The sequence below is a fragment of the Streptomyces sp. SCUT-3 genome (genome assembly GCF_014083985.1).
GTDB lineage: Bacteria > Actinomycetota > Actinomycetes > Streptomycetales > Streptomycetaceae > Streptomyces_H > Streptomyces_H thermolineatus.
In genome coordinates, this window is record NZ_CP046907.1 from 238,454 (window position 1) to 260,398 (window position 21,945).

At 75.8% G+C, this 21,945-nt stretch carries 16 protein-coding genes and 4 pseudogenes; 7 read left to right on the plus strand and 13 right to left on the minus strand.

The window, feature by feature from the left end:
• Positions 1 to 408 precede the first annotated feature (408 nt).
• On the minus strand, positions 409 to 684 hold the full coding sequence (locus GQS52_RS01140) for a helix-turn-helix transcriptional regulator (protein WP_182311243.1): 276 nt from the start codon (positions 682 to 684) through the stop codon (positions 409 to 411).
• A 76-nt stretch (positions 685 to 760) separates the two neighbouring features.
• On the opposite strand from GQS52_RS01140, the gene map reads away from it, so the two are divergent.
• Complete coding sequence (gene map / locus GQS52_RS01145; protein ID WP_182316137.1) at positions 761 to 1,528, plus strand: type I methionyl aminopeptidase; 768 nt, start codon at positions 761 to 763, stop codon at positions 1,526 to 1,528.
• A 171-nt stretch (positions 1,529 to 1,699) separates the two neighbouring features.
• Here map and GQS52_RS01150 read toward each other — a convergent pair whose 3' ends face one another.
• The 3 genes from GQS52_RS01150 to GQS52_RS01160 all read right to left on the minus strand — a co-directional run bounded on the left by GQS52_RS01150 (position 1,700) and on the right by GQS52_RS01160 (position 7,076).
• Positions 1,700 to 4,828 carry an SMC family ATPase gene (locus tag GQS52_RS01150; protein WP_182311244.1) on the minus strand — a complete coding sequence of 1,043 codons (3,129 nt, stop codon included), beginning with the start codon at positions 4,826 to 4,828 and terminating at the stop codon, positions 1,700 to 1,702.
• A gap of 4 nt (positions 4,829 to 4,832) precedes the next feature.
• On the minus strand, positions 4,833 to 6,053 hold the full coding sequence (locus GQS52_RS01155) for an exonuclease SbcCD subunit D (RefSeq protein ID WP_182311245.1): 1,221 nt from the start codon (positions 6,051 to 6,053) through the stop codon (positions 4,833 to 4,835).
• Positions 6,054 to 6,194: 141 nt separating this feature from the next.
• Entirely contained in the window at positions 6,195 to 7,076 is an 882-nt protein-coding gene (locus GQS52_RS01160; protein ID WP_182311246.1) for a universal stress protein, read from the minus strand.
• A 412-nt stretch (positions 7,077 to 7,488) separates the two neighbouring features.
• Between GQS52_RS01160 and GQS52_RS01165 the strand changes: the two are divergent.
• Positions 7,489 to 8,817, plus strand: a pseudogene (locus GQS52_RS01165) (hemolysin family protein).
• Positions 8,814 to 9,838: pseudogene (locus GQS52_RS01170) on the plus strand (hemolysin family protein). Before GQS52_RS01165 ends, GQS52_RS01170 begins: the two co-directional pseudogenes overlap by 4 nt.
• A gap of 59 nt (positions 9,839 to 9,897) precedes the next feature.
• Here GQS52_RS01170 and GQS52_RS01175 read toward each other — a convergent pair.
• On the minus strand, positions 9,898 to 10,308 hold the full coding sequence (locus tag GQS52_RS01175; RefSeq protein WP_182311247.1) for an SHOCT domain-containing protein: 411 nt from the start codon (positions 10,306 to 10,308) through the stop codon (positions 9,898 to 9,900).
• 246 nt (positions 10,309 to 10,554) lie between these two features.
• Positions 10,555 to 11,185, minus strand: a pseudogene (locus GQS52_RS01180) (YigZ family protein).
• A 148-nt stretch (positions 11,186 to 11,333) separates the two neighbouring features.
• Between GQS52_RS01180 and GQS52_RS01185 the strand changes: the two are divergent.
• Positions 11,334 to 11,741 carry a CoA-binding protein gene (locus GQS52_RS01185; protein ID WP_182316138.1) on the plus strand — a complete coding sequence of 136 codons (408 nt, stop codon included), beginning with the start codon at positions 11,334 to 11,336 and terminating at the stop codon, positions 11,739 to 11,741.
• A gap of 96 nt (positions 11,742 to 11,837) precedes the next feature.
• On the opposite strand, the gene pip is transcribed toward GQS52_RS01185, so the two are convergent.
• Complete coding sequence (pip, locus tag GQS52_RS01190; RefSeq protein ID WP_182311248.1) at positions 11,838 to 12,830, minus strand: prolyl aminopeptidase; 993 nt, start codon at positions 12,828 to 12,830, stop codon at positions 11,838 to 11,840.
• A 50-nt stretch (positions 12,831 to 12,880) separates the two neighbouring features.
• On the opposite strand from pip, the gene GQS52_RS01195 reads away from it, so the two are divergent.
• Positions 12,881 to 13,444: a MarR family transcriptional regulator gene (locus tag GQS52_RS01195; RefSeq protein ID WP_182311249.1), complete on the plus strand. Its 564-nt coding sequence runs from the start codon at positions 12,881 to 12,883 to the stop codon at positions 13,442 to 13,444.
• A gap of 106 nt (positions 13,445 to 13,550) precedes the next feature.
• On the opposite strand, the gene GQS52_RS01200 is transcribed toward GQS52_RS01195, so the two are convergent.
• A complete protein-coding gene (locus tag GQS52_RS01200) occupies positions 13,551 to 14,312 on the minus strand; it encodes a DeoR/GlpR family DNA-binding transcription regulator (protein WP_182311250.1) in 762 nt (253 codons plus the stop codon).
• Between the two features lie 73 nt (positions 14,313 to 14,385).
• Between GQS52_RS01200 and GQS52_RS01205 the strand changes: the two genes are divergently transcribed.
• Positions 14,386 to 15,645: an MFS transporter gene (locus tag GQS52_RS01205; protein WP_182311251.1), complete on the plus strand. Its 1,260-nt coding sequence runs from the start codon at positions 14,386 to 14,388 to the stop codon at positions 15,643 to 15,645.
• Positions 15,646 to 16,035: 390 nt separating this feature from the next.
• Here GQS52_RS01205 and GQS52_RS28165 read toward each other — a convergent pair.
• Positions 16,036 to 16,773: pseudogene (locus GQS52_RS28165) on the minus strand (acyltransferase); the annotation flags it as partial.
• 179 nt (positions 16,774 to 16,952) lie between these two features.
• On the opposite strand from GQS52_RS28165, the gene GQS52_RS01215 reads away from it, so the two are divergent.
• The gene (locus tag GQS52_RS01215) at positions 16,953 to 17,483 is read left to right on the plus strand and encodes a gamma carbonic anhydrase family protein (protein ID WP_182311253.1); all 531 of its coding nucleotides are present in this window, start codon (positions 16,953 to 16,955) and stop codon (positions 17,481 to 17,483) included.
• A gap of 88 nt (positions 17,484 to 17,571) precedes the next feature.
• Here GQS52_RS01215 and GQS52_RS01220 read toward each other — a convergent pair whose 3' ends face one another.
• From GQS52_RS01220 to GQS52_RS01235, 4 genes are all read right to left on the minus strand, one after another.
• A complete protein-coding gene (locus tag GQS52_RS01220; RefSeq protein ID WP_182311254.1) occupies positions 17,572 to 18,249 on the minus strand; it encodes a DedA family protein in 678 nt (225 codons plus the stop codon).
• A gap of 168 nt (positions 18,250 to 18,417) precedes the next feature.
• Positions 18,418 to 19,830 (minus strand): CoA transferase, encoded by a 1,413-nt coding sequence (locus GQS52_RS01225; RefSeq protein ID WP_259370493.1) that lies wholly within the window; start codon positions 19,828 to 19,830, stop codon positions 18,418 to 18,420.
• 224 nt (positions 19,831 to 20,054) lie between these two features.
• Positions 20,055 to 20,846 carry a fused MFS/spermidine synthase gene (locus GQS52_RS01230; protein ID WP_182316140.1) on the minus strand — a complete coding sequence of 264 codons (792 nt, stop codon included), beginning with the start codon at positions 20,844 to 20,846 and terminating at the stop codon, positions 20,055 to 20,057.
• 203 nt (positions 20,847 to 21,049) lie between these two features.
• Complete coding sequence (locus tag GQS52_RS01235) at positions 21,050 to 21,742, minus strand: hypothetical protein (protein ID WP_182311255.1); 693 nt, start codon at positions 21,740 to 21,742, stop codon at positions 21,050 to 21,052.
• Between the last annotated feature and the right edge of the window lie 203 nt (positions 21,743 to 21,945).

The window sequence follows — 21,945 nt, forward strand, 5'->3', positions numbered from 1 at the left end:
CTTCGACAAGTCGGACCGCTGCGGGCCGCGGGGCACCTTTCCAGCTTGTTTTCCAGCTTGTGACGGACAGCCACCAGCCCCGGAACCCGCGGTGGAGCGCCGAGGCCGGAGGTTCCGTTCCGGTCTGCGGCGGAGGCCCGGCACCAATGGCCACCGGAGTCGCCGGGGAGCCCGCGGCACAACCGGAACCACGGAGGCCCTCAGCGGGTCGGCTGCAGTCGACAACGCAGCACGAGGCGTCGTGCGTCCGTTCTACGTGTACGCCGTGCTCGCCAACACGCTGTTCCAGCGCGGCGTACCTGAAACAGTCCGTCCCGAGCAGCGCCCTGCCCGACGGCAGGGCGTTGCTCGTCGACGGGTCGCGCCACTGCGGCAGCTGTTCGGCCCGGACCGCAGAGGGCGCCGGGCTCAGGCGGACAGTGCCTGGCCGTCGCCGTCGACCGGGGGCGCGCAGGCGGCGGCCAGCTCGTCCAGGGACAGCCCCAGAGCGCCGGCCAGGGCCGCCACGGTGAAGAAGGCGGGGGTCGGCGCCCGGCCGGTCTCGATCTTCCGCAGCGTCTCCGCGGACACCCCGGCCGCCGCGGCGACCTCCGTCATGCTGCGCCCGCCGCGGGCCCGGCGCAGCAGTGCGCCGAACCGCTCGCCGCGCTGCCGTTCCCACGGGGTCAGAGGAGTTCTCACCATGCCCGTGATACTAATACCGGTATAAGTATTGGGTGCCGTTGCCGGACGGAACACGGAACGAGGAGTGGAGCAGGACATGGTGGAGATCAAGACCGACGCGGCGCTGGAGGCCATGCGGGAGGCCGGACGGGTGGTGGCCCGCGCGCTCGCCGCCGTCCGGGAGGCCGCGGGCGTCGGGGTGTCCCTGCTGGAGCTGGACGAGGCGGCCCGCGCCGTCCTGGACGGGGCCGGGGCGCGCTCGCCCTTCCTGGGCTACCGGCCCTCGTTCGCCCCCACTCCCTTCCCGGCGGTGATCTGTGCGTCGGTCAACGACGCCCTCGTGCACGGCATCCCCACCGGCTACCGCCTGCGGGACGGCGACCTGGTCAGCATCGACTGCGGCGCGGAACTCGACGGCTGGAACGGCGACGCCGCTGTCAGCTTCACCGTCGGCACACCCCGCCCCGAGGACCTGCGGCTGATCGGCACCGCCCGGGAGGCGCTCGACGCCGGGATCGCCGCGGCCGTCCCCGGGAACCGCATCGGCGACATCTCCCACGCCGTCGGCACCGTCGCCCGGGCGGCCCGCTGCGGCATGCCCGCCGAGTTCGGCGGGCACGGCATCGGCCGCCGCATGCACGAGGACCCCCACATCCCCAACCGGGGCCGTCCCGGCCGCGGTCTCCTCCTGCGCCACGGCATGGTGCTCGCCGTCGAGCCGATGCTCATGGCCGGCGGGCGCGACGCCTACCGCACCAACGCCGACGGATGGACCCTGCACACCGTCGACGGCAGCCGGGCCGCCCACGTCGAGCACACGGTCGCCGTCACCGAGGACGGCCCGCGCGTCCTGACCCTGCCCTGACCGGGTCGCGCCCGGCCCCGGACCGGCGACAAACCGGCGACGGGCAGCGCCGGCCGTCGAGCACGCGGGCCCGGCCGCCACCGGGCACCTGCCCGGCCGCCGGTCCCGGGACCTCCCTGCGGCCTCGCCGCCCGGGAGGCCGCCGGCGTCCCCGGAGGCCGCCGTTCCCGTTCACGTGCCGCCGGATTCCGTGCCCGCCGCACCCCGCAGGCGTATCACGGAGCCGTCGCGGCCCTTGACGACCCGCAGGCGGACGGGGATGCGCCGGCGCAGGTCGGCGACGTGGCTGACGATGCCCACCGCCCGGTCGCGTTCGCGCAGCGAGTCGAGGACGTCGAGGACCTCGTCGAGGGCCTCCTCGTCGAGGCTGCCGAAGCCCTCGTCGATGAAGAGGGTGTCCAGGCGCAGGCCGCCGGCCTCGTCGGTGACGACGTCGGCCAGGCCGAGGGCGAGGGCGAGGGAGGCGAAGAAGGTCTCGCCGCCGGAGAGGGTCGAGGTGTCGCGCTCGGCGCCGGTCCAGGCGTCGACGACCCGCAGGCCCAGGCCGGAGCGGCCGCGGCCGGTCACCCGCTCGTCGGTGTGCACGAGGGTGTAGCGGCCCGAGGACATGCGCCGCAGCCGCACGCTCGCCGCGGCGGCCACCTGCTCCAGGCGGGCCGCCAGGACGTAGGACTCCAGGCGCATGCGCAGTTCGTTGTCGCCGGCGGTCCCGGCGGTCAGCTGCGCCAGGCGGTGCAGCCGGGCGAACTCCTCGCGGGCGGGGGCGAGGCGGCGGGTGGCCGCCTCGGCCTGCTCCCCGAGCCGGTCGAGCTGCTCGCAGCGCGAGCGGGCGGCGGCGTCGGCGGTGGAGGCGGCCCGCAGGCGGTCCGCGGCCGCCTCCCAGGCCGCGCGCGCGGCGCCCGGGTCCGCGGGCGGGGCGGCGGCCGCATCGGCCAGGCCGGGCGAGGCTAGTTCCTCGGTGACGGCGGCGCGTTCGGCCCGCCACTGCTCCAGACGGGCCTGGAGCCGGTTGTGGTCGGCGTCGGGCAGGGCCGCGGCGGCCGCCTCGCCGGCGGTGCGGAACCCGGCGCGGAAGGCGGCGGCGTCGACTGCGGCGTCGGCCTCCTTCAGCCGGCGGGCCGCCTCGTCCGCCGCCCGCGCCGCCCCGGCGGCACGGGCGAGGAGGTCCGCCTCGCGGGTGAGCCGGGCGATGCGCTCGCCGATGCCGGCCGCGCCCGCCCTGGCCCGTGCGATCTCCTCGGCGAGCCCGGCGTGTTCGCGCTCGAGGAGTTCGCGGCGGGAGGTGCGGGCGGCGGCGCGCTGCTCCACGTCGCGGTGGACGCCCGTGCGGCGGGCGTGCTCGGCCTCGGCCCGGGCGAGTGCCTCGCGGGCCGCGTGGAGTTCGCGGGCGGCGGCGCGGGCGGCGGTCAGCTCCTGCTCCAGTTCCCGCTCCGCGGCGGCGAGTTCCGCCACCGCCGGGCCGGAGTGCACCGCCGTCCCGGCGGTGGCGTCCGCCGGAACACCCGCCGCAACGCCTGCCGCAGCGTCGTCCTCGCCGCGGCCCGGGGTGCCGTCCGCGGCCTCCGCCGCGGCGTCGGCCAGGGCCTGGTGCAGGGCCGCGGCTTCCCGTTCGGCCTTCTCGCGTTCGGCGCGGGCGGCGTCGTAGGCGGCCTGCGCGGCGTCCTCGTGCTCCTTGGTGACCGGGCGGGGGCCCGGCGCCGCCGGCGCCGGGTGCCGGACCGAGCCGCACACCATGCAGGCGCGGCCGTCGGCGAGTTCGGCGGCCAGCTCGGCGGCGACCGCCTCCAGGCGCTGCTCGCGCAGGTCCTGCCACCGCCCGCGGGCGGCGAGTTCGGCGTCGAGCGCCGCGCGGCAGCGGTCCTGCGCCTCGGCGGTCCTGCCGCGCAGGGCGTCGCGGCGGCGGGCGGCGGCGAGCCGCCGCCGTGCCGTCCCCAGCCGGGCGGCGAGCTGCTCGGCCAGGGCGGCGGCCTCCTGCGCCTCGTCGATGCGCCGGCGGTGGGCGCGTGCGGCCTCCTCCCAGCCGGCCTGCCACTGGGCGGCTTCGGCCAGGCGTTCCTCGTCGTCGCGCGCCTCGCGGTCCAGCCGGTCCAGTTCGGCGCCCACCTCGGCGTGGCGCCGTTCGGCCGACAGGGCGCTGCGGAGGCCGCCGAGGTCCTGCCGCCGGGCGCGTTCGAGCCCGGCCAGTTCCTCGGCGCCGGCCTGCGCGTGGGACGGGTCGAGCGCGGCCCGGGCGGCGCGTTCGGCCGCGCAGGCGGCCGTGTGCTCGTGGGCGGCGCGCTCGCGCAGGGCCAGGGCCGGGGCGACCCGGGCTGCCGCCCCGGCACGCTCCAGGCGGACGGCGTCCGCCTCGTACTGCTCGCGCTGCCGGTCCAGCTCGTCCGCCCGCTGCCGGGCCCGCCGGTGGCGTTCCTGGCGCCCCGCCAGTTCCTGCGCGTCCTCCAGGGCCCGCCGGGCCCCGGTGTGCGCGGCCTCGGCCGCGGCGAGCGCGACGGCGGCGGCCGTGCGCCGTTCGCGGGCGTCGGCGCGCAGGACGGCCGCCCACTGCAGGACGTGCGGGGCGAGGTCCGGGTGGCCGGCGGCGCGGGCCTCCTCGGGCAGCCGGTCCTCCAGTGGCTCGGCGCCCTCCCCCGCCGCCTGCCGGGCCCGGTGGGCCAGGGCCAGGAGCTGTTCGTCGCCGACGCGCACCCGGCCCTCGGCCTCCTTGCGGCGGTCGGCCAGCCAGCGTTCGACGTCGCGGAAACGGGCGGTGTCGAACAGACGGCCCAGCAGCTCGGCCCGGCGGCCCGCGTCCGCGCGCAGGAAGGCGGCGAACTCGCCCTGCGGGAGCAGCACGACCTGGCAGAACTGCTCGCGGCTCATGCCCAGCAGGTTGCCGATCTCCTCGCCGATCTCCTGGTGGGAGCGGCTCAGCGCCCGCCAGTTCCCCGTCCGCGGGTCGTACTCGCGCAGGTGGCTGACCGCCTTGTCCCGGGTGGTCCCGGTGCCCCGCTTCTTGGGGCGTTCCTGCTCGGGGCGGCGGGTGACCTCCAGGCGGCGTCCGGCCAGGGTCAGTTCCAGGACGACCTCGGTGGGGGTGCCGGGGTCGGCGTGGTCGCTGCGCAGCCGGGCCCCGGCGCCCTGCCGTGCCCCGGGGAGCCCGGCGTACAGGGCGTAGCAGACGGCGTCGAGGACGGAGGTCTTGCCCGCACCGGTGGGGCCGTGCAGCAGGAACAGCCCGGCCGAGGAGAGGGCGTCGAAGTCGACGGTCTCGGTGCCGGGGAAGGGGCCGAACGCCTGGACCGTCAGGCGGTGCAGTCTCATCGGGTCAGGCCTCCCCGGTGCGCGCGGTGCCGGCTGCCGCGGACCCGGCGCCGCGCGCCCCGGCGCCCTGCGTCCCGGCGCCCTCCGCCCCGGGGCGCACGGCGTCGAACGCGGCGTGCAGCACGGCGCGTTCGTGCTCGTCCGGCCCGGTGCCGCGCACGTGCGCGACGAAGTCCTCGGCGATCTGGCGGTCGGTGCGGCCGCGCAGCCGGGTGGCGTAGGAGGCCAGGGGGTCGTCGTCGGACCGCTCGGGGTCGAGGACGAGGCTGAGCACGTGGGGGAAGCGCTTCCGCAGCCGCGCCATGGGCTCGTGGGGCCGGTGCGGGTCGGTGACGGTGGCCTCCAGCCAGGCGTCGGCGTGGCGGTCCAGGGACGGGTCGGCCAGCAGGTCCTCGAGGCGGCCGCGGACGCGGGCCAGGCGGCGGGGCACGGGGCAGTCGACGCGTTCGGCGGACACCTCGCCGCGGGGGCCGAGGTCGACCAGCCACATGCTCTTGCGGTGGTCGGCCTCGGAGAAGGAGTAGGCCAGGGGGGAGCCGCTGTAGCGCAGCCGCTCCGTCAGGACCTGGCTGCCGTGCAGGTGTCCCAGGGCCACGTAGTCGACACCGTCGAAGACGGACGGCGGGACGGCGGCCACTCCCCCGGCGGTGATGTCGCGTTCGCTGTCGCTGGACGCCCCGCCAGCGACGAAGGCGTGGGCGAGGACGACCGAGCGGGTTCCGGCGGGACGGGCGGCGAGGTCGGCGCGGACCCGGTCCATGGCGGCGCCGAGAACCGCGGCGTGGTCGGCGCGGCGCACCCCGAACTCCTCCCGGACCATGGCCGGTTCCAGGTAGGGCAGCCCGTACAGGGCGACGTCGCCGTGCTCGTCGGCCAGGACGACCGGCACCGCGCAGCCTGCCGGGTCGGTGCGCAGGTGGATGCCGGCGCGGCCCATCAGGCCGGCGCCGACGCCCAGGCGTCGGGCGGAGTCGTGGTTGCCGGAGATCATCACGGTGGGCACGCCGAGGGCGGCCAGGCGGTGCAGGGCCCGGTCGTAGAGCGCGACCGCGTCCAGGGAGGGCAGTGCCCGGTCGTAGACGTCGCCCGCCACCACGACCGCGTCGACGCGTTCGGACCGCGCGGTGTCCACGAGGTGGTCGACGAAGGCCTCCTGCGCGTCGAGGAGCCCCACCCGGTGGAAGGAGCGCCCCAAGTGCCAGTCGGAGGTGTGGAGAATCCTCAAGAGACCACTCCGGCCCGCATGCTTGTCCTTCCCTACTGCCCCGTGGTACGCGCCGGGCGGGCGCGGGAGCGCCGCCCGGCACCGCACTACCGTAGCGGCGGCAGGCACCCGGTCCGTGCCGGTCCCCCGGATCAGCCGCCCTCAGGCCTGCCCGGGGCGGACCACGGCCACGGGGCAGTGCGCGTGGTGGAGGAGGGCCTGGCTGACCGAGCCGAGCAGCAGTCCGGCGAAGCCGCCGCGTCCGCGCGCCCCGACCACCACGAGCTGGGCGCTGCCGGAGGCGTCGATCAGTGCCTGGCGCGTGCGGGCCCGCAGGAGGCGGCGGTGCACCTCCAGGTCCGGGTGCTCCTCCCGCCGGCCCGCGAGGGCCTCGGTGAGCACCCGCTCCTCCTCGTCGCGGATCCAGTCCGCGTCGTACACCGGGGGGACGGGCAGGTCGGGTGCGCCGGGGTCCGGGGGCCTCCAGGCGTTCCAGGTGTGCAGGGCGACCAGGTCCGTGCCGCGCAGCGACGCCTCGGCGAACGCGAAGGCGACCGCGGCCGCCCCCTCCGGGGAGCCGTCGACGCCGAGCAGCACGGGCCCGGTGGGGTCCGGCCGACCGCGCACCACCATCACCGGGCAGCGCCCGCGGGCGGACAGGTGCACGGCCGTCGACCCCAGCAGCAGTCCGCTGAAGCCGCCCAGTCCCCGGCTGCCGACCACGACGAGCACCGCGTCCTTCGACTGCGCCTCCAGGACCGCCAGGGGTTCGCCGGCGACGGCCGCGCCCGTGACCTGCGTCCCCGGCACCGTGCTGCGGGCCCGCTGCACGGCCTCGGCCAGCGAGAGCTCGACCTCCTGGCGCAGCCCGCCCCCGACGGGCCCCAGGGGCGACGGGCCGAGCGGCACGTGGGTGCCCGGCCGGTCGAAGGCGCGCACCGCCTTCAGGCCGGTCCCGCGCATCCGGGCCTCGCGGGCGGCGACCTCCACCGCCTCCATGCTCGAGGGTGAACCGTCCACTCCCACCACGACCGGCGCGCTCATGCCGGTACTCCCGTCCTCGCACACGACACGGACCGGGCCCGCCGCACGCGCGGGGCCCGGCGGCGGCGCCGGCGGGCCCGTGGCGGCCGCGCAGGTGTTCCGGGGACCGCCGCGGCGCCGCCCCTCACCTGCCAGAGTCCTCCCTGCGGCCCGCCTCCGCCATCGGCGGGGGCACGTCCGGCACCGCGGGCCGGGCGTGCTCGCGGGAGGCCCGCCGCCGGTGCGGACCGAACCGGTGATTTACCAGTCCTTTACTATTCTTGTGCGGACACCGTCCCGCCGAGACAGACCAGGACCGACCGCGGTCCACCGAGAGAAGAAGGAGCAGCGGACCCGCAATGGGTGAACCTCCCAGTTCAGGCCGTGCCACGGCCGACCCCCGGCCCGTCGACCAGAGGGCGGAGGTGGCACGGTGACCGAAGTGCTGCTGCTCCTCCTCGCCCTCGCACTCACGCTGGCGTGCGCGGTTTTCGTCGCGGCCGAGTTCTCCCTCACCACCGTCGAGCGCGGCGACCTCGAGCGCGCGGCCGAGGCCGGTGAGCGGGGCGCCCCCGGTGCCCTGAAGGCCGTCAGGCGCCTGACCTTCCAGCTCTCCGGGGCCCAGCTGGGCATCACGGTGACCTCACTGGTGATCGGCATGCTCGCCGAACCGTCGCTGGCGGTCCTGCTCCGCGTCCCGCTGGAGGCCGTGGGCCTGCCCGCCGGGGCGGTCCCCGCCGTCGCCACCCTCCTGGGCGTCGCCCTGTCGACCGTGGTGCTGATGGTGGTCGGCGAACTGGTGCCGAAGAACTGGGCGATCTCCAGCCCGCTGGCGGTGGCCAAGGTGGTGGCGGGCCCGCAGCGCGCCTTCACCGCCGCGTTCGCGCCGCTGATCCGGCACCTGAACAACACCGCCAACCGCCTGGTGCGCAAGCTGGGCCTCGAGCCCCAGGAGGAGCTGGCCTCGGCCCGCACCCCCGAGGAGCTGGTCTCGCTCGCGCAGCACTCGGCCCGAGGGCGCGATCGAGAAGGACTCCGCCGAGCTGTTCGTGCGCACCCTGCACCTGGGCGAACTGACCGCGGAGAACGTGATGACGCCGCGCATCGACGTCCGGGCCCTGGAGGCGCACGCGACCGCCGCGGACGCGGCGGAGCTGGCGCTGGCCACCGGCCTGTCCCGCTTCCCCCGTCCACCGCGGCAGCCTGGACGAGGTGATCGGCACCGTCCACATCCGCGACGTCCTCGCCCTGGAGGAGGAGGACCGGGCCCGGACCCCGGTCGTCGACCTGGCCACCGAGCCCCTGCTGGTCCCGCACTCCCTGCCCGTGGACAAGCTGCTCGGGCGGCTGCGCCGCTCCCGCACCATGGCCGTGGTCGTCGACGAGTACGGCGGCACCGCCGGCGTGGCCACGGTCGAGGACATCGTCGAGGAGGTCGTCGGCGAGGTCCGCGACGAGCACGACCCCGACGAGACCCCCGACCTGGCGCCCGCCGGACCGACGGCGGACGGCCGCGCGGGAGGCGGACGGCAGCGTCCGCCTGGACCAGCTCGAGGAGATCGGCTTCACCGCCCCGGAGGGCCCCTACGAGACGCTGGCCGGCCTGGTCGCCACCCGCCTGGAGCGCATCCCCGCCCCCGGCGACCGCCTGGAGGCGGACGGCTGGCAGCTGGCCGTGCTCGACGTCGACCACCACCGGGCCGACCGGGTGCACCTGACCGCCCCGGCCGCCGCCCTGCACGAGGCGGAGGACGCCCGATGACCACGGTCCAGCTCCTGGTCGGAGCCTTCACCCTCGTCACCAACGCCTTCTTCGTCGGCGCCGAGTTCGCCCTGATCTCGGTCCGCCGCAGCCAGGTCGAACCGGCCGCGCTCAAGGGGGACCGGCGCGCCGTCACCACGCTGTGGGGCCTGCAGCACCTGTCCGCGCTGATGGCCACCGCCCAGCTGGGCATCACCGTCTCCTCGCTGGTGCTCGGCGCGGTCGCCGAACCGGCCGTCGCCCACCTGCTGGAACCGCCCCTGGAGGCCGCCGGCGTCCCCGGTGCGCTGATCCACCCGATCGCCTTCGTCGTCGCGCTGACCCTGGCCACCTACCTGCACATGCTGCTGGGCGAGATGGTCCCCAAGAACATCGCCCTGGCTGCGCCCCGCCGACCGCGCTGCTGCTCGGCCCCCCGCTGGTCGCCCTCACCCGCGCCCTGCGGCCGGTGGTCTTCTCGGTCAACGCGTTCGCCAACGCCCTGCTGCGCCTGATGAGGGTCGAGCCGAAGGACGAGGTGTCGGCGGTCTTCACCGACGACGAGCTCGCCCGGCTGGTCAAGGACTCCAGCGAGGCCGGCCTGCTCGCCCCCGAGGACGGCGAGCGCCTGCAGGACGCCCTGGAGCTGGGCACCCGGCCCGTCGGCGAGGTGATGGTGCCGCTGAACAGAGTGGTCTCCGTCGGCCACGACATCACCCCGCAGCAGCTGGAACGCGCGGCGGTCGCCGCACGGTTCTCCCGCCTACCGGTCATCGGCCCCGGCGACACGATCCTGGGCTACCTGCACGTCAAGGACGCCCTCGGCGTCACCGACCGCACCCGCCCCTTCCCCCGGACCGCGCTGCGGCCGGTGGTCCGGGTCGCCCTCGACACCCCGCTGGACGACACCATGACCGCCATGCGCGCCGCCGGCACCCACCTCGCCGCCGTCACCGGCAACAAGGGCACCGTCATCGGGTTCGTCACGATGGAGGACGTCCTGGAGGAACTGGTCGGCCCCGCGGCGGACCCGGCGGGCTGAGCGGACCCGGCGGGCCGGGAGGCGCGAACGGCCGGGGCCGGGCCCTGCGGGGCCCGGCCTCAGCCGAGGATCTTCTCCTTGGCCCGCCGGAACTCCGACTCGGAGATCTCGCCCCTGTTCTTGAGGTCGGTGAGCGTGGCCAGCTGCTCCACGCCGCCCGCGGAGCCCGCGGCGGCCTGCCGGACGTAGGCGTCGAACGCCTTCTGCTGCTCCTGCATGTGGTGGATCTCGCGCTCGCCCATCTGCCGGCCCCGCGCGATCAGGTACACGAGGACGCCGAGGAAGGGCAGGACCAGGATGAGCAGCAGCCACCCGGCCTTGGCCCAGCCGTTCAGCCTCCGGTCGCGGAAGATGTCGGTGATGATGCGGAACAGCAGCATCAGCCACATGATCCACAGGAAGATCCACATCACGGTCCAGAAGGCACCGAGCAGCGGGTAGTCGTACGCCAGGTGCACGTGGTCGGCCATCGTTCCACTTCCTGTCTGTCGCTCGCCCTCCGCGGGCCCCGCTCCTGCGGCCGGATGTGCCGGGCGGGAGGGCGCGTGCGCCGCGGGCGTCCCGGGCTCCTCCATCCTGGCCCCCGGCCGTCGCCGCGGGCACACGTTCCTCGGCCGATCGGGGGACGACGGGCCGCGGACCCGCACCCGGGGCCCGCAGGTACGGGTCCCGGGTGCGGATCCGGTCACGGGCGCGGCGCGGGTGCGGGTGCGCGGTCAGGTGGCGGTGTACTCGGTGCCGGCCATGCGCAGGGTCGCCGCGCCGGCGGTGGTGTCGGCCAGCCACGTGCCGAAGGCGCCGGCCTCGGCCGAGGGCAGCCCCACCTCTATGCGCACGCCCCGGGCCCCGTAGTGCACCGCGCGCACCGGCCGCCCCGAGGCCCGCAGGTCGTTCTCCAGCCTGCCGGCGCGCTGGTGGTCCACCTCCACCTCGGCCAGGAGCATGCGCTCCCGGGTGACGGTGCCGACCGCGTCGAGGGCCTTGCCGACGGCGCCCCCGTAGGCGCGGACCAGCCCGCCGGCGCCCAGCAGGGTGCCGCCGAAGTAGCGGGTGACCCACGGCCGCCACGTCGCGCACCCCGCGGCGCATCAGCATCTGCAGCATGGGGGTCCCGGCGGTGCCGCCGGGCTCGCCGTCGTCGTCGCTCCTCTGGATCCGGCCGTCGGCGCCGATGACGTACGCGGCGCAGTTGTGGGTGGCGTTGGGGTGCAGGGCCCGGATCTCGCGGACGAACTCCTGGGCCGCCCGCTCGGAGTCCGCGGGGGCGAGGGCGCAGATGAACCGCGATCCCTTGACCTCGGTCTCGTGCGTCCCGCGCCGTGCGACCGTGGTGTACCGCTGCGGCATGCCGTCGTCCATCGTCCCTCTTCCGCCGTTTCCGCTCCCCTCGAGCCTACGCGGGGCCGGTCCGGGGGAATCGGGCGGCGGGAACCGGTGTTGCCGCGCTTCGACAGGTGAAGGAGCAGCGGTGACGGAAACGGACCACGGAGGCGATGTGTACGCGGACGAGGCGACGGCGCGGGAGATCCTGACCGGGGCGGGCGACACCTGGGCGGTGGTCGGGCTGTCCGACAACGCCTCACGGGCCGCGTACGGGGTGGCGTCGGTGCTGCAGCGGTACGGCAAGCGGATCGTGCCGGTGCACCCGAAGGCGGAGACGGTGCACGGCGAACGGGGGTACGCCTCCCTCGCCGAGATCCCCTTCCCCGTCGACGTGGTCGACGTCTTCGTCAACTCCTCGCTGGCCGGCGAGGTGGCCGACCGGGCGGTGGAGATCGGGGCGAAGGCGGTGTGGTTCCAGCTCGGGGTGGTCGACCGGGCCGCGTACGAGCGGGTGCGGGCGGCGGGCCTGCTGATGGTGATGGACCGCTGCCCGGCCATCGACATCCCCCGGCTGGGCTGAGGCCGGGCGGGCCGGCCCTGCCCGGGGCCTCCTGCGAAGGCTCCCTGCGGGGAGCCTCCTGCGGAGGCGGCCGGGCGGGCCGGGCACCGGCGGCGGTCAGCGGCGCCCGGGCGGGGAGGCCCGGGGCCGGGTGCCGGCCCCGAACCGTTCGAGGGCGCCGAGCACGTGGCCGCGGGTCGCGGCACTGCCCAGGTGGCCCGCCTCCTCCACGACGACCAGCTCCGCGTCCTGCCACGCCCGGGCCAGCTCCCAGGCGGTGTGGAGGGGGCTGCCCATGTCGAGCCGGCCGTGGACGAGGAGGCCGGGGATCCCGGCCAGGCGGCCGGCGTCGCGCAGCAGCGCGCCCTCCTCCAGCCACGCCCCGTGGGAGAAGTAGCGGGCGCAGATCCGCACCAGCGCGAGCCGGTCGGCCGTGGGCCTGTCGCCGAACGGGTTGGAGGAGCCCTTCGTCTCGCCGGACAGGACCGCGTCCTCCCAGGCGCACCAGTCGGCCGTGGCCCTGTCCCGTACCGCGGCGTCGGGGTGCTCCGTCAGGCGGGCGTAGGCCCCGACGACGTCACCGTCGCGCGGTGTGCCCGGGGCGCCGGCGAGGAAGCGCTCCCACTCCTCGGGGAAGAACCGGCCGACGCCCCGGTAGAGCCAGTCGATCTCCGAGCGCCGGGTGGTGGTGACGCCGGAGACCACGATCTCCGTGACCCGCTGCGGGTGCTGCTCGGCGTAGGCCAGGAGAAGCGTGGAGCCCCACGATCCGCCGTACAGCAGCCAGCGGTCGATGCCCAGGTGCTCCCTGAGGCGTTCCATGTCGGCGACCAGGTGCCAGGTGGTGTTGTGCCGCATGTCGGTCGCGGGGTCGCTCGCGTGCGGAGTGCTGCGGCCGCAGCCCCGCTGGTCGAACAGCACCACGCGGTACCGGTCGGGGTCGAAGTACCGGCGCGCGCGGGGCCCGCACCCCGATCCCGGGCCGCCGTGCACGACGAGCGCGGGCTTTCCCTCCGGATTGCCGCAGACCTCCCAGTGCACGAGGTTGCCGTCGCCGACGTCGAGCATCCCCTGGTCGTACGGCTCGATCGGCGGATGCAGTTCGCCCATGGCCGGATCCCCTCCCCCTCGAATACAACAGCGCTGTTATATTACGGCACATGCCTTCCCACGCACCCGGCCCCGAACTTCTCGGCACACGGCTGCGCCATCTCCTGGAACTCCTGGACGGCGACGTCGCAGCCGTCCACGCGGACCTCGGGCTGAGCGGGGTCCGCCCGCGGTTCGTCCCCGTCGTCCGGGCGCTGGCGTCCGCGGGCCCGAGCTCGATCCGGGACCTGGCCCGGACCACCGGCGTGACCCATTCGGCCGCGAGCCAGACCGTGGCCCGGATGGCCGAGGAAGGCCTCGTCAGCCTCGCCCCCGGCCAGGACGGGCGGCAGCGCATCGTCCACCTGACCGCGAAGGCCGAGTCGCTCCTGCCGGTGCTGAACGCCGAATGGGCCGCCACCGCGCAAGCGGCCGCGGAGTTCGAGGCGGAGCTCTCGTTCCCCTTGAGCCGGCTGGTCGGGGAGGCGCTCGACGCCCTGCACCGGCGCCCGATGCGCCGGCGGATCGCCGAGGCGGCGCCCCACCTCCTCCCCCACCGCCCGGAGGAGGACACACCGGCGCCCCGGACCGGGCACGGCTCACCGCCGCAGGGTGCGAGCGGGCCGGGGAGTTGACTCCCGCCGGTCCTACCGGGGCCGGCGCGGCGGGACCGGCGACCGGACCGAACGGCACAACCTCCCTGCCCGCTCACACCCTCCACACGGCCACACCCTCCGGCGGTCACACCCTCCGCACGGTCACTCCGGCCGCGGCCAGCGCCTCGACCTGCTCCTCCGGGGCCGCCTCCTCCGTGACCACCGCGTCCAGGGCTGTGACCGGGGCGACGCGGGCAAGGGCGGTCCGGGTGAACTTGGCCGCGTCGGCGACGGCGACGACGCGGCGGGCCGAGGCGATCGCGGCGCGCTTGACCGCCGCGTCGGCGAGGTCGTAGGCGGTCAGGCCGTCGGCCGCGCCGATCCCGCAGCAGCCGACGACGGCGGTGTCGAAGCGCAGGGCCGCCAGTGACGCCTCGGCCAGGGGGCCGGTCAGCGCCAGCTCGCCCGGCCGCGGCTCCCCGCCGGGCAGCAGCAGCTTCAGCCGGGGGGCGCCGACGAGCGCGTTGGCCGCGTGCAGGGACAGGGGCATCACGGTCAGCCGGCGGTTCCGCAGGGCCCGGGCCACCTCCAGGCAGGTGGTGCCGCTGTCGACGACGACCGACTCGCCGTCGGCGATCAGCCCGGCGACCTCGGCGGCGATGCGCCGCTTGGCCTCCGCCCCCTCCTGCACCCGCAGCGCGAACGGGGGCTCCTCGCCCCTGAGCAGCAGGCTGCTGGCACCGCCGCGATAGCGCTCCAGGACCCCCTGGTCCGCCAGGACCTCCAGGTCGCGGCGGACGGTCATCTCGGACGCCCCGGTGAGCTCCGCCAGTTCCGCCACGCTCAGCCGGCCGGCCTCGCGCACGGCTTCGGTGATCCGCCTCAGTCTGTCTGCACTCGTCGCCATGCCCACATCGAACACGAGAAGCGTTCGGAAAACAACCTATCGAACACCTTACATGTTTGTTATGTTCAAAATCATGGAGAGATCGCTGCGGTACGCGCGCCTGGCCACCTTCGCCTTCTTCGCCCTCAACGGCTTCCTGATGGGTATGTGGATCGTCCACATCCCCGCGGTGGAGCACCGCGCGGGAATCAGCCACGCCGTGCTCGGCTGGCTCCTGCTGCTGCTCGGCGGCGGCGCCCTCGCGGGCATGCGGTCGACCGGGCCGCTCACCGACCGCCTCGGTGCCCGCGCGGTCGTGCCGGCGGGCGCGGTCCTGTGCAGCACGGCCCTGGTCCTGCCGGGGCTCGCCACCGGCCCCTGGACGCTGGGCGCGGCGTTGCTGGTGTTCGGCTTCGGCAACGGCTGCCTGGACGTCGGCATGAACACCCATGCCGTCCAGGTCGAACGCGGATACGGACGGCCCGTCATGTCCGCGTTCCACGCCGTGTTCTCGGTCGGAGGCGTGCTCGCCGCACTCGCCGGCGCGGGAACCCTCGACCGGGGCTGGGACGCGGCCACCACCCTCACCGGTGCGAGCGCTCTCGGACTCGCCGTCACCGCGCTCGCGTCCCGGGCACTCCTGCGTCCCGAGCCCACCGGGCGGCCCGAACACCCCTCCCCCGACGCCTCCGGCACCCCCGCCCCCGACTCCACCTCCGGGGCCGCGCCGGGGACCGGGGCCGGCCCCCGGCGCGGAGTGGCCGCCCGCGTCCGGGCCCTGGCCCTGCTGGCGCTGATGCTCATGCTCTGCGAGGGCGTCGCCAACGACTGGAGCGTGCTCGCCGTTCAGGACGTCCTGGGAGCCCCCGCCGCCACCGCGGCCCTGGCCTACGGCGCCTTCTCCACCGCCATGACCGTCGGGCGGCTGCTCGCCGACCGGGTGGCCGCGCGCCTCGGCCCGGTCGCCGTCGTCCGCCACGGCGCCCTCGTGGGCGCGCTCGGACTGGCGGTGGCCGCGCTGTCCCCCTGGATCCCCCTGGCCCTGGCCGGCTGGACGGTCTTCGGGCTCGGCCTGTCAGGCTGCGTCCCCCAGCTCTTCAGCGCGGCGGGCCACGCCGACCCGTCCGCCGCGGGTGCCAACGTCTCCCGCGTGGCCGGTCTCGGCTACCTCGGCATGCTCGCCGGACCCGCCGTCATCGGACCGCTCACCCACCTCGTCCCGCTGAACCTGACGTTCTTCCTGCCCGTGGCCCTCTGCCTGGTGGCGGCCGCCGCGGCCCCGGTCCTGCGCCCCCGGCCCGCGGAGACGGCCGGGAGCCGCGAGCCCGCCCTCCCACCGGCCTCGGGCCGATGATCCTCCCGGCTCCGCCCGGACGGCAACGGCCGGACACCGCCGGGCTCCCTACCGGCGGTGCGGGCCCGCCACCGGGTCACCGGCGCTGGAGGACGTACAGCAGGAGGGCCAGGCCGTTGAGTGCCACGGCCGCCGCCAGCAGGATGCGCAGGATGCGCAGCGCACGCGGGCTCATGCGGTCGTCCCCCTTCCTCGCCCGGCCGTCACGGTCGGGGCGCGAGCCGGGTCACGGGTCACGGGTCACGGCAGGTGCTCCGCCGGAACCTCCAGTGTGCCCGCCCGCGCGCCGGGTCCGCGCTGCGGGGCCGGGGCGTCCGGTCCGTCCTGCTGCTCCGGGTGCTCCGGGTGCTCCGGGCCGTCCTGGGGGTCTGCCGCGGCGAGCCGTTCCAGTTCCTCCTCGTCCAGCTCGGCCAGGGCGAGCAGCTGCCCCGCCGTGACGTCACGGGGCAGCGCCGCCGGGGCCGGGGTGCGCAGCGGGGGCTGCCAGCCGTCCTCCTGCGTCCAGCGGCGCACGACCTTCGCCGGGGCACCGGCGACGACGCTGTGGTCGGGCACCTCCCCGCGCACCACCGACCCGGCCGCCACGACGACGTTGCGGCCCAGGCGCGCTCCGGGCAGGATCACCGCCCCGGTGCCCAGCCAGCTGCCGGAGCCGATCTCCACCGGCGCGTGGCGCGGCCATTGGCGGCCTATCGGCTCGTGCGGGTCGTCGAAGGAGTGGTTGGTGTCGGTGACGTAGACGCCGGGCCCGCAGAAGACGTCGTTGCCGAAGACCACCGAGTGCATGGCCACCACGTGGCTGCCCCGGCCGAGGACCACTCCGTCGCCCAGCTGTATGACGGGGTCGGGGCCGAGTTCGAGGTCCGGCATGATGCCGGCGGTGAGGGTGACCTGCTCGGCGATGATGCAGCACCCGCCCATCCGGATGGCCTGCTCCCCGAAGATCGTGCCCTGGGGGAACGCCAGACGGGTGCCCTCCCCGATGCTGCCGAAGCGGTACCGCCCGGGGTGCTCGGCGGAGACGGCGCCGGCGAACTGCAGCCACCGCCAGCCGTTCTGGATCAGGCGGGCGACGGTGCGGCGGCGCCAGGCCGTCAGGGAGGAGAACAGGTTCTCGTTTCGTGGCACCCGATCACGGTACAGAGGCGGCCGCGAGCCGTCAGTGCACATCGGTGTGATGTTCACCCCGCCCGTGCCCGGAGACCGCCGTGCGGCTACGGTGCTCCCTTCGGAAGCTTCCCCGGACGCGGCCGGGCACGGTGCCCGGCACGGCGCGGCCCGGAGGACGAGGGACGAGGGGCACGGTCATGGCGGGACGGGCGTTGGTCGCGGCGGTGGGCGGGGCGGAACCCGCGGTGGACCCGGACGCGTTCACCGCGCCCGGGTCGGTGGTCGTCGGCGACGTGCGCCTGGCCGCCGGGGCGAGCGTCTGGTACAACGCGGTGCTGCGCGCGGACGCCGAGTCGGTGTCGGTCGGCGCCGGCAGCAACATCCAGGACAACTGCACGGTGCACGCCGACCCGGGGTTCCCCGCCGTCGTCGGCGAGCGCGTCTCGGTCGGCCACAACGCGGTCCTGCACGGCTGCACCGTCGAGGACGACTGCCTGGTGGGGATGGGCGCGACCGTGCTCAACGGCGCCCGCATCGGCGCCGGGTCGATGGTGGCCGCCGCGGCCCTGGTCCCCCAGGGGATGCAGGTGCCGCCGGGCTCCCTGGTAGCCGGCGTCCCGGCCAGGGTCCGCCGGGAGCTGACCGAGGACGAGAAGACGATGATCCGGGTCAACGCCGAGCACTACACCGGTCTGGCCCGCGCCCACCGCGACGCGGTCGGCGACTGACCCGGCCCGCCCCTGCCGCACGCCGTGCCCGTCGTGCCCTCCGCAGTCGCACGGCGGGCGCGGAGGGCACGGCGGGCGGGCCGGGCGGTCAGTCTGCGGTCGCGGCGCCGACGGGCTTCGGCCCCGCACCCTCCCCGGCAGGGGCGGCGGCGCTTTCCTCCCGGTCGGCGCGCGCCGCGGCGCGGCGCCGCACGTACAGCGTGGAGGCGATGCCGAACAGCACCGCCAGGGCCAGCCCCAGCCAGGAGAACCGCTTGAGCCAGGCCTCCGCGACAATGCCGACCGTGTAGATCACCGCGGTCGTCCCGGCGGCCCAGACGATGCCGCCCAGGACGTTGGCGGTCAGGAACTTCCAGTACGGCATGCGCAGTACACCGGCCAGCGGGCCGGCGAAGATGCGCAGCAGGGCGATGAAGCGGCCGAAGAAGACCGCCCACATGCCCCAGCGGTGGAAGGCCCGTTCCGCCTGGACGACCTGCACCGGCCCGAAGTGCTTGGGGAACCGTCTGGCCAGCCGGTCCAGGAGCGGCCGGCCGCCCTTGCGTCCGATGCTGTAGCCGATGGAGTCGCCGACGATGGCACCGGCCGTGGCGCAGGCGGCCACCAGCACCGGATCCACCACTCCCTGGGAGGACAGCAGGGCGGAGCTGACCAGGACGATCTCGCCGGGCAGCGGGATGCCCAGGCTCTCCAGGCCGATCACCACGCCGACCAGGACGTAGACGCCGAGCGGCGGGACGGCCTGGAGCCATTCTTGGACGTGCACCTGCGCGGGTCCTCTCTACGGCGGGGCGGCGGGACTGCGGCGGGACGGCGGTCCGCGGCGGACGGCGGGCCGGCATCCCGGGCGGAACGTCGCTTTCGTCCGCCCTTGCGCGCGCAGACCCGCAGCGTAGCCGACCGCCGGCCGCCGGCCGGAGCCCCGCCTCCCCCGTCACAGCCAGGCGGGCACGGACCGCCCCCAGCGCACGGGCGGCTGCGCCCAGGTCCTCGGCCCTCCGTCGAAGGCCAGGGGCGGCAGGGCGTGGCGGATCCGGCCCAGCTCGCTGTCGGTCTCCGCCAGCCACCGCCGCGGGTCGCCCCCCTCGCCGGAGGGGGCCGGGCCGGTTCCGATGCCGTGCATCAGCCAGGACGCCGTCCGGGCGAGGGAGAGTTGCACCAGGCGTGACCCGCCGTACTCCGTCTGGTCGGTGACGGCCCGCAGGACGGCCGCCGCCATCAGGTAGCCGGAGCCGTGGTCCAGCGCCTGGGCCGGCAGCGCCCCCGGGACGCCGTCCGGGCCGGCCTCGGTCGCGGCGATGCCGGAGGCCGCCTGGACGAGACTGTCGAACCCGCGGCGCCCCGCCCAGGGGCCCTCGGTCCCCCAGGCGCGGATCTGCACCACGACCAGGCCGGGGCGGCGCTCGGCCATGTCGTGGGCGGACAGGCCGTACTCGTCCAGCGCTCCCGGGCGGTAGCCGGTGACGACGACGTCGGCCAGGGCCAGCAGCTTCTCCAGGAGGGCCCGGTCCCCGCCGTCGGAGCGGTCCTCCAGGTCGAGCAGGGCGGAGCGCTTGCCGAACCCGGTGTCGGCGTGCTGGTCCTCGAGCTCGGGCAGCAGGGGCGAGTCGACGCGCAGCACGTCGGCACCGAGCAGGCCCAGGGTGCGGGTGGCCACCGGGCCCGCCAGCACCCGGGTCAGGTCCAGCACGCGCAGTCCGGCGGCCGGCAGCAGCGGACCGGACGGGGCGGGCGGCAGGGTCCGGGCGGGGGCGTCCGCGATCCGCTCCCGGGCCACCAGCGGCTGCGCGGCGGCCGCCCTCCCCTGCGGGTGGGCGTCCCACTCCTGCGGGGAGCGGACCGCGACCGCCAGGCCGCCGGCGGCGTACACCGCCTCCTCCACCGTGCGCGCCGGGAGGGCCTCGATCAGCTTCCCCACGACGTCCGGTCCGGCCCCGGCGGGTGCTCCGAGGGCGGCGAGCAGGCGGGCGCGGTGGTGCGGGTAGTTGGCGTGGGTGCGCACCCAGCCGTCGGCGGCCCGCCAGAACTTCGACAGCGGTGCGAAGGTGACGGCGGGCCGTCCGTCCAGGCGCAGGTGCCGTTCGCTGGTGAACGCGGTGGCCACCGCGCCGTCCTCGACCCGGACGGCGGGCACGGGGCCGCCGTTGCGGCGGGCCGCCAGTTCGGCGGCGGCCAGCGAGCAGGAGGTGACGCAGGCCCGGGCGAGGTCCATGACCGGCAGCGCCGACTGCAGGCCGTCCGCGGCTCCGCCGGCGGCAGGGGCCACGCGCCGCAGGAGGTCGGGCGGCCCGTCCAGGGCGGCCCAGGCCTGCTCCTGCGCGGTCACCGGGCTGCGATCTTTTGTCATGGGCATCATTGTGCTCCCGGCCGCGGCGGACGCTTCCGCCCGGACGCGGCATGTGTCGGGCCTCACGGCGCAGCCTTCCGCCCCACTCCCTGCCATTGAACCGCGGTCGTGGCGCACCGGCACGGCCCCGGCTGTACCGCTTGGCACAGTTTTTCTCTCCCGGGGCCGCAGGTCCGCCCTCCCCGCGGGGCGCTGTCCTCTCCCCCGCGGCGGCGCGGCGCCGCTCAGCCGATGCCGAACGCGCCGGCCGGCGGCTGCGGGGACCGCACGGCGCGGGCGTCCGGCACCGGCCGGGCCCCGCCGACGAACCGCTCCAGCGCCGGCCCGTGCTCGACCCGCGCGGGGAAGGCGTCGCCCGCCGCCCGGCGGGCCAGCGCCCCGACGGGCAGCTCCCGGTGCCCGGCGACCAGCACCACGTTGCCGAACCGGCGGCCCCGCAGCACCGGCGGCTCGGCTACCAGGCACACGTGCCCGAACGCCTCCGCCAGCCCCGCCGTCTGAGGGCGCACGAAGTCGAACGGGGCCCCGTCGGCGAGGTTGGCCGCGTACAGGCCGCCGGGGCGCAGGACCCGCGCGGCGTGCCGGGCGAACTCCAGCGAGGCCAGGCCGGCCGGGGTGCGCGAACCGTCGAAGACGTCGGCGATCAGCAGGTCGAAGGAGGCGTCCGGGAGGGTCTCCAGGACGGAACGGGCGTCCCCGACCCGCACGGTGACCGGCTGCCCGGACGGCAGGGGGAGGTGCTCGGCCACCAGGGCGGCCAGGGGGCCGTCCGCCTCGACGACGAGCTGGCGCGAGCCGGGCCGGACGGCCGCGACGTACCGGGGCAGGGTCAGCGCACCGCCGCCGAGGTGGAGGACGTCCAGCGGGCGGCCCCCGGGCGCGGCGAGGTCGGCGACGTGCCCCATCCTGCGGACGTACTCGAACTCCAGGTGCTCCGGGTCCCCGAGGTCGACGTAGGACTGCGGGGCCTCCTCGACGGTGAGCAGCCAGGCGTCCGGCCGGTCGATGTCCGGCATGAGCCTGGCCGTGCCGTAATCCGTGCGCCGCACCACCGGTACGGCCTGTTCCCACTGCTCCTCGTCCACCGGCCCATTGTCCCGCCCCGGCCCTCCCCCTGGCCGACCGCCCGCGACCGCCCCCCTCCGCCCGGACGTGCACCCCTCACCGGACCGCCCGCACACCGTCGGCGGGCCCGCACCCAAAGCATTCCGGGCAGACCTCACGAGGCGTCGTTGCAGAGTTCGGCCTTGTGGACCTTCGCACCGGTTCCGACGATCTCCATCCTCGACGATGCGGCCCTGGCGAAAGATTTCGGCGCGCTCCCCTCCTCCAGGGACGTCTGCGTGCGCATCCACTCCACTCCCCTGGTGTCGGTGAAATGCATGGAAACGGGAGCCCAAACACCTTCTTCACCGGAAAGCGTCTCCGACTCCCCTCCTTCCTCCCGGAAGTACCCCCGATGCAGTTCGGATTCTTGGTACTCGATGTGGGAACAGGGAGGGATGCTGCTCAACGACATGACCCACACCTCGCTCCGTATCTCGCCGTCGGGGCTTTTTCCGGTGATCTCAACGGCGATGCTCGCGCGGGGAACCGGGTCGGGCGACCTGTTCAGTATGTGGAGGGCCCCCGACCCGTCACCCGCGGAGGGGAGCGTTCCCGTACCACCCCACTTGAAGGCGGAACCGCCGCCGCCCCAGTACGTCACCTTCGCCGCTTGATTCCGGACCCGGCGGACGTCTTCTTCTTCGGACTGGGACAGTTGGTCTTTTGCCGTCTGCTGACTCCAGTACGTGGCGACGGCCTGAGCCCAGAGCCCTCCTACGGCAGCAACGGCGGCGAGCACCGTCCCGGCAACGGCGACGACGTGCGTCCAGCCGACCCGCCGCGCCCGTTGCCAGGCGTGTCGCACTTGCGAGGTCCCGGCGTCGGAAACCGCCTCAAAACGCTCCTTGCGCAGCCGTGCTCGGATGCGGTTCGGAGCCGACCGTTGCCGTGCGAGACGCAGTCGGCTCTGTCTCTGTGATCCGTTGGTCACTGGTCCCTCCCGATGCGTCAGAGGTTTCGACCTTGATCATCCATGACTTCCGGTGGCCCGGTGACCCCTTTGACGAG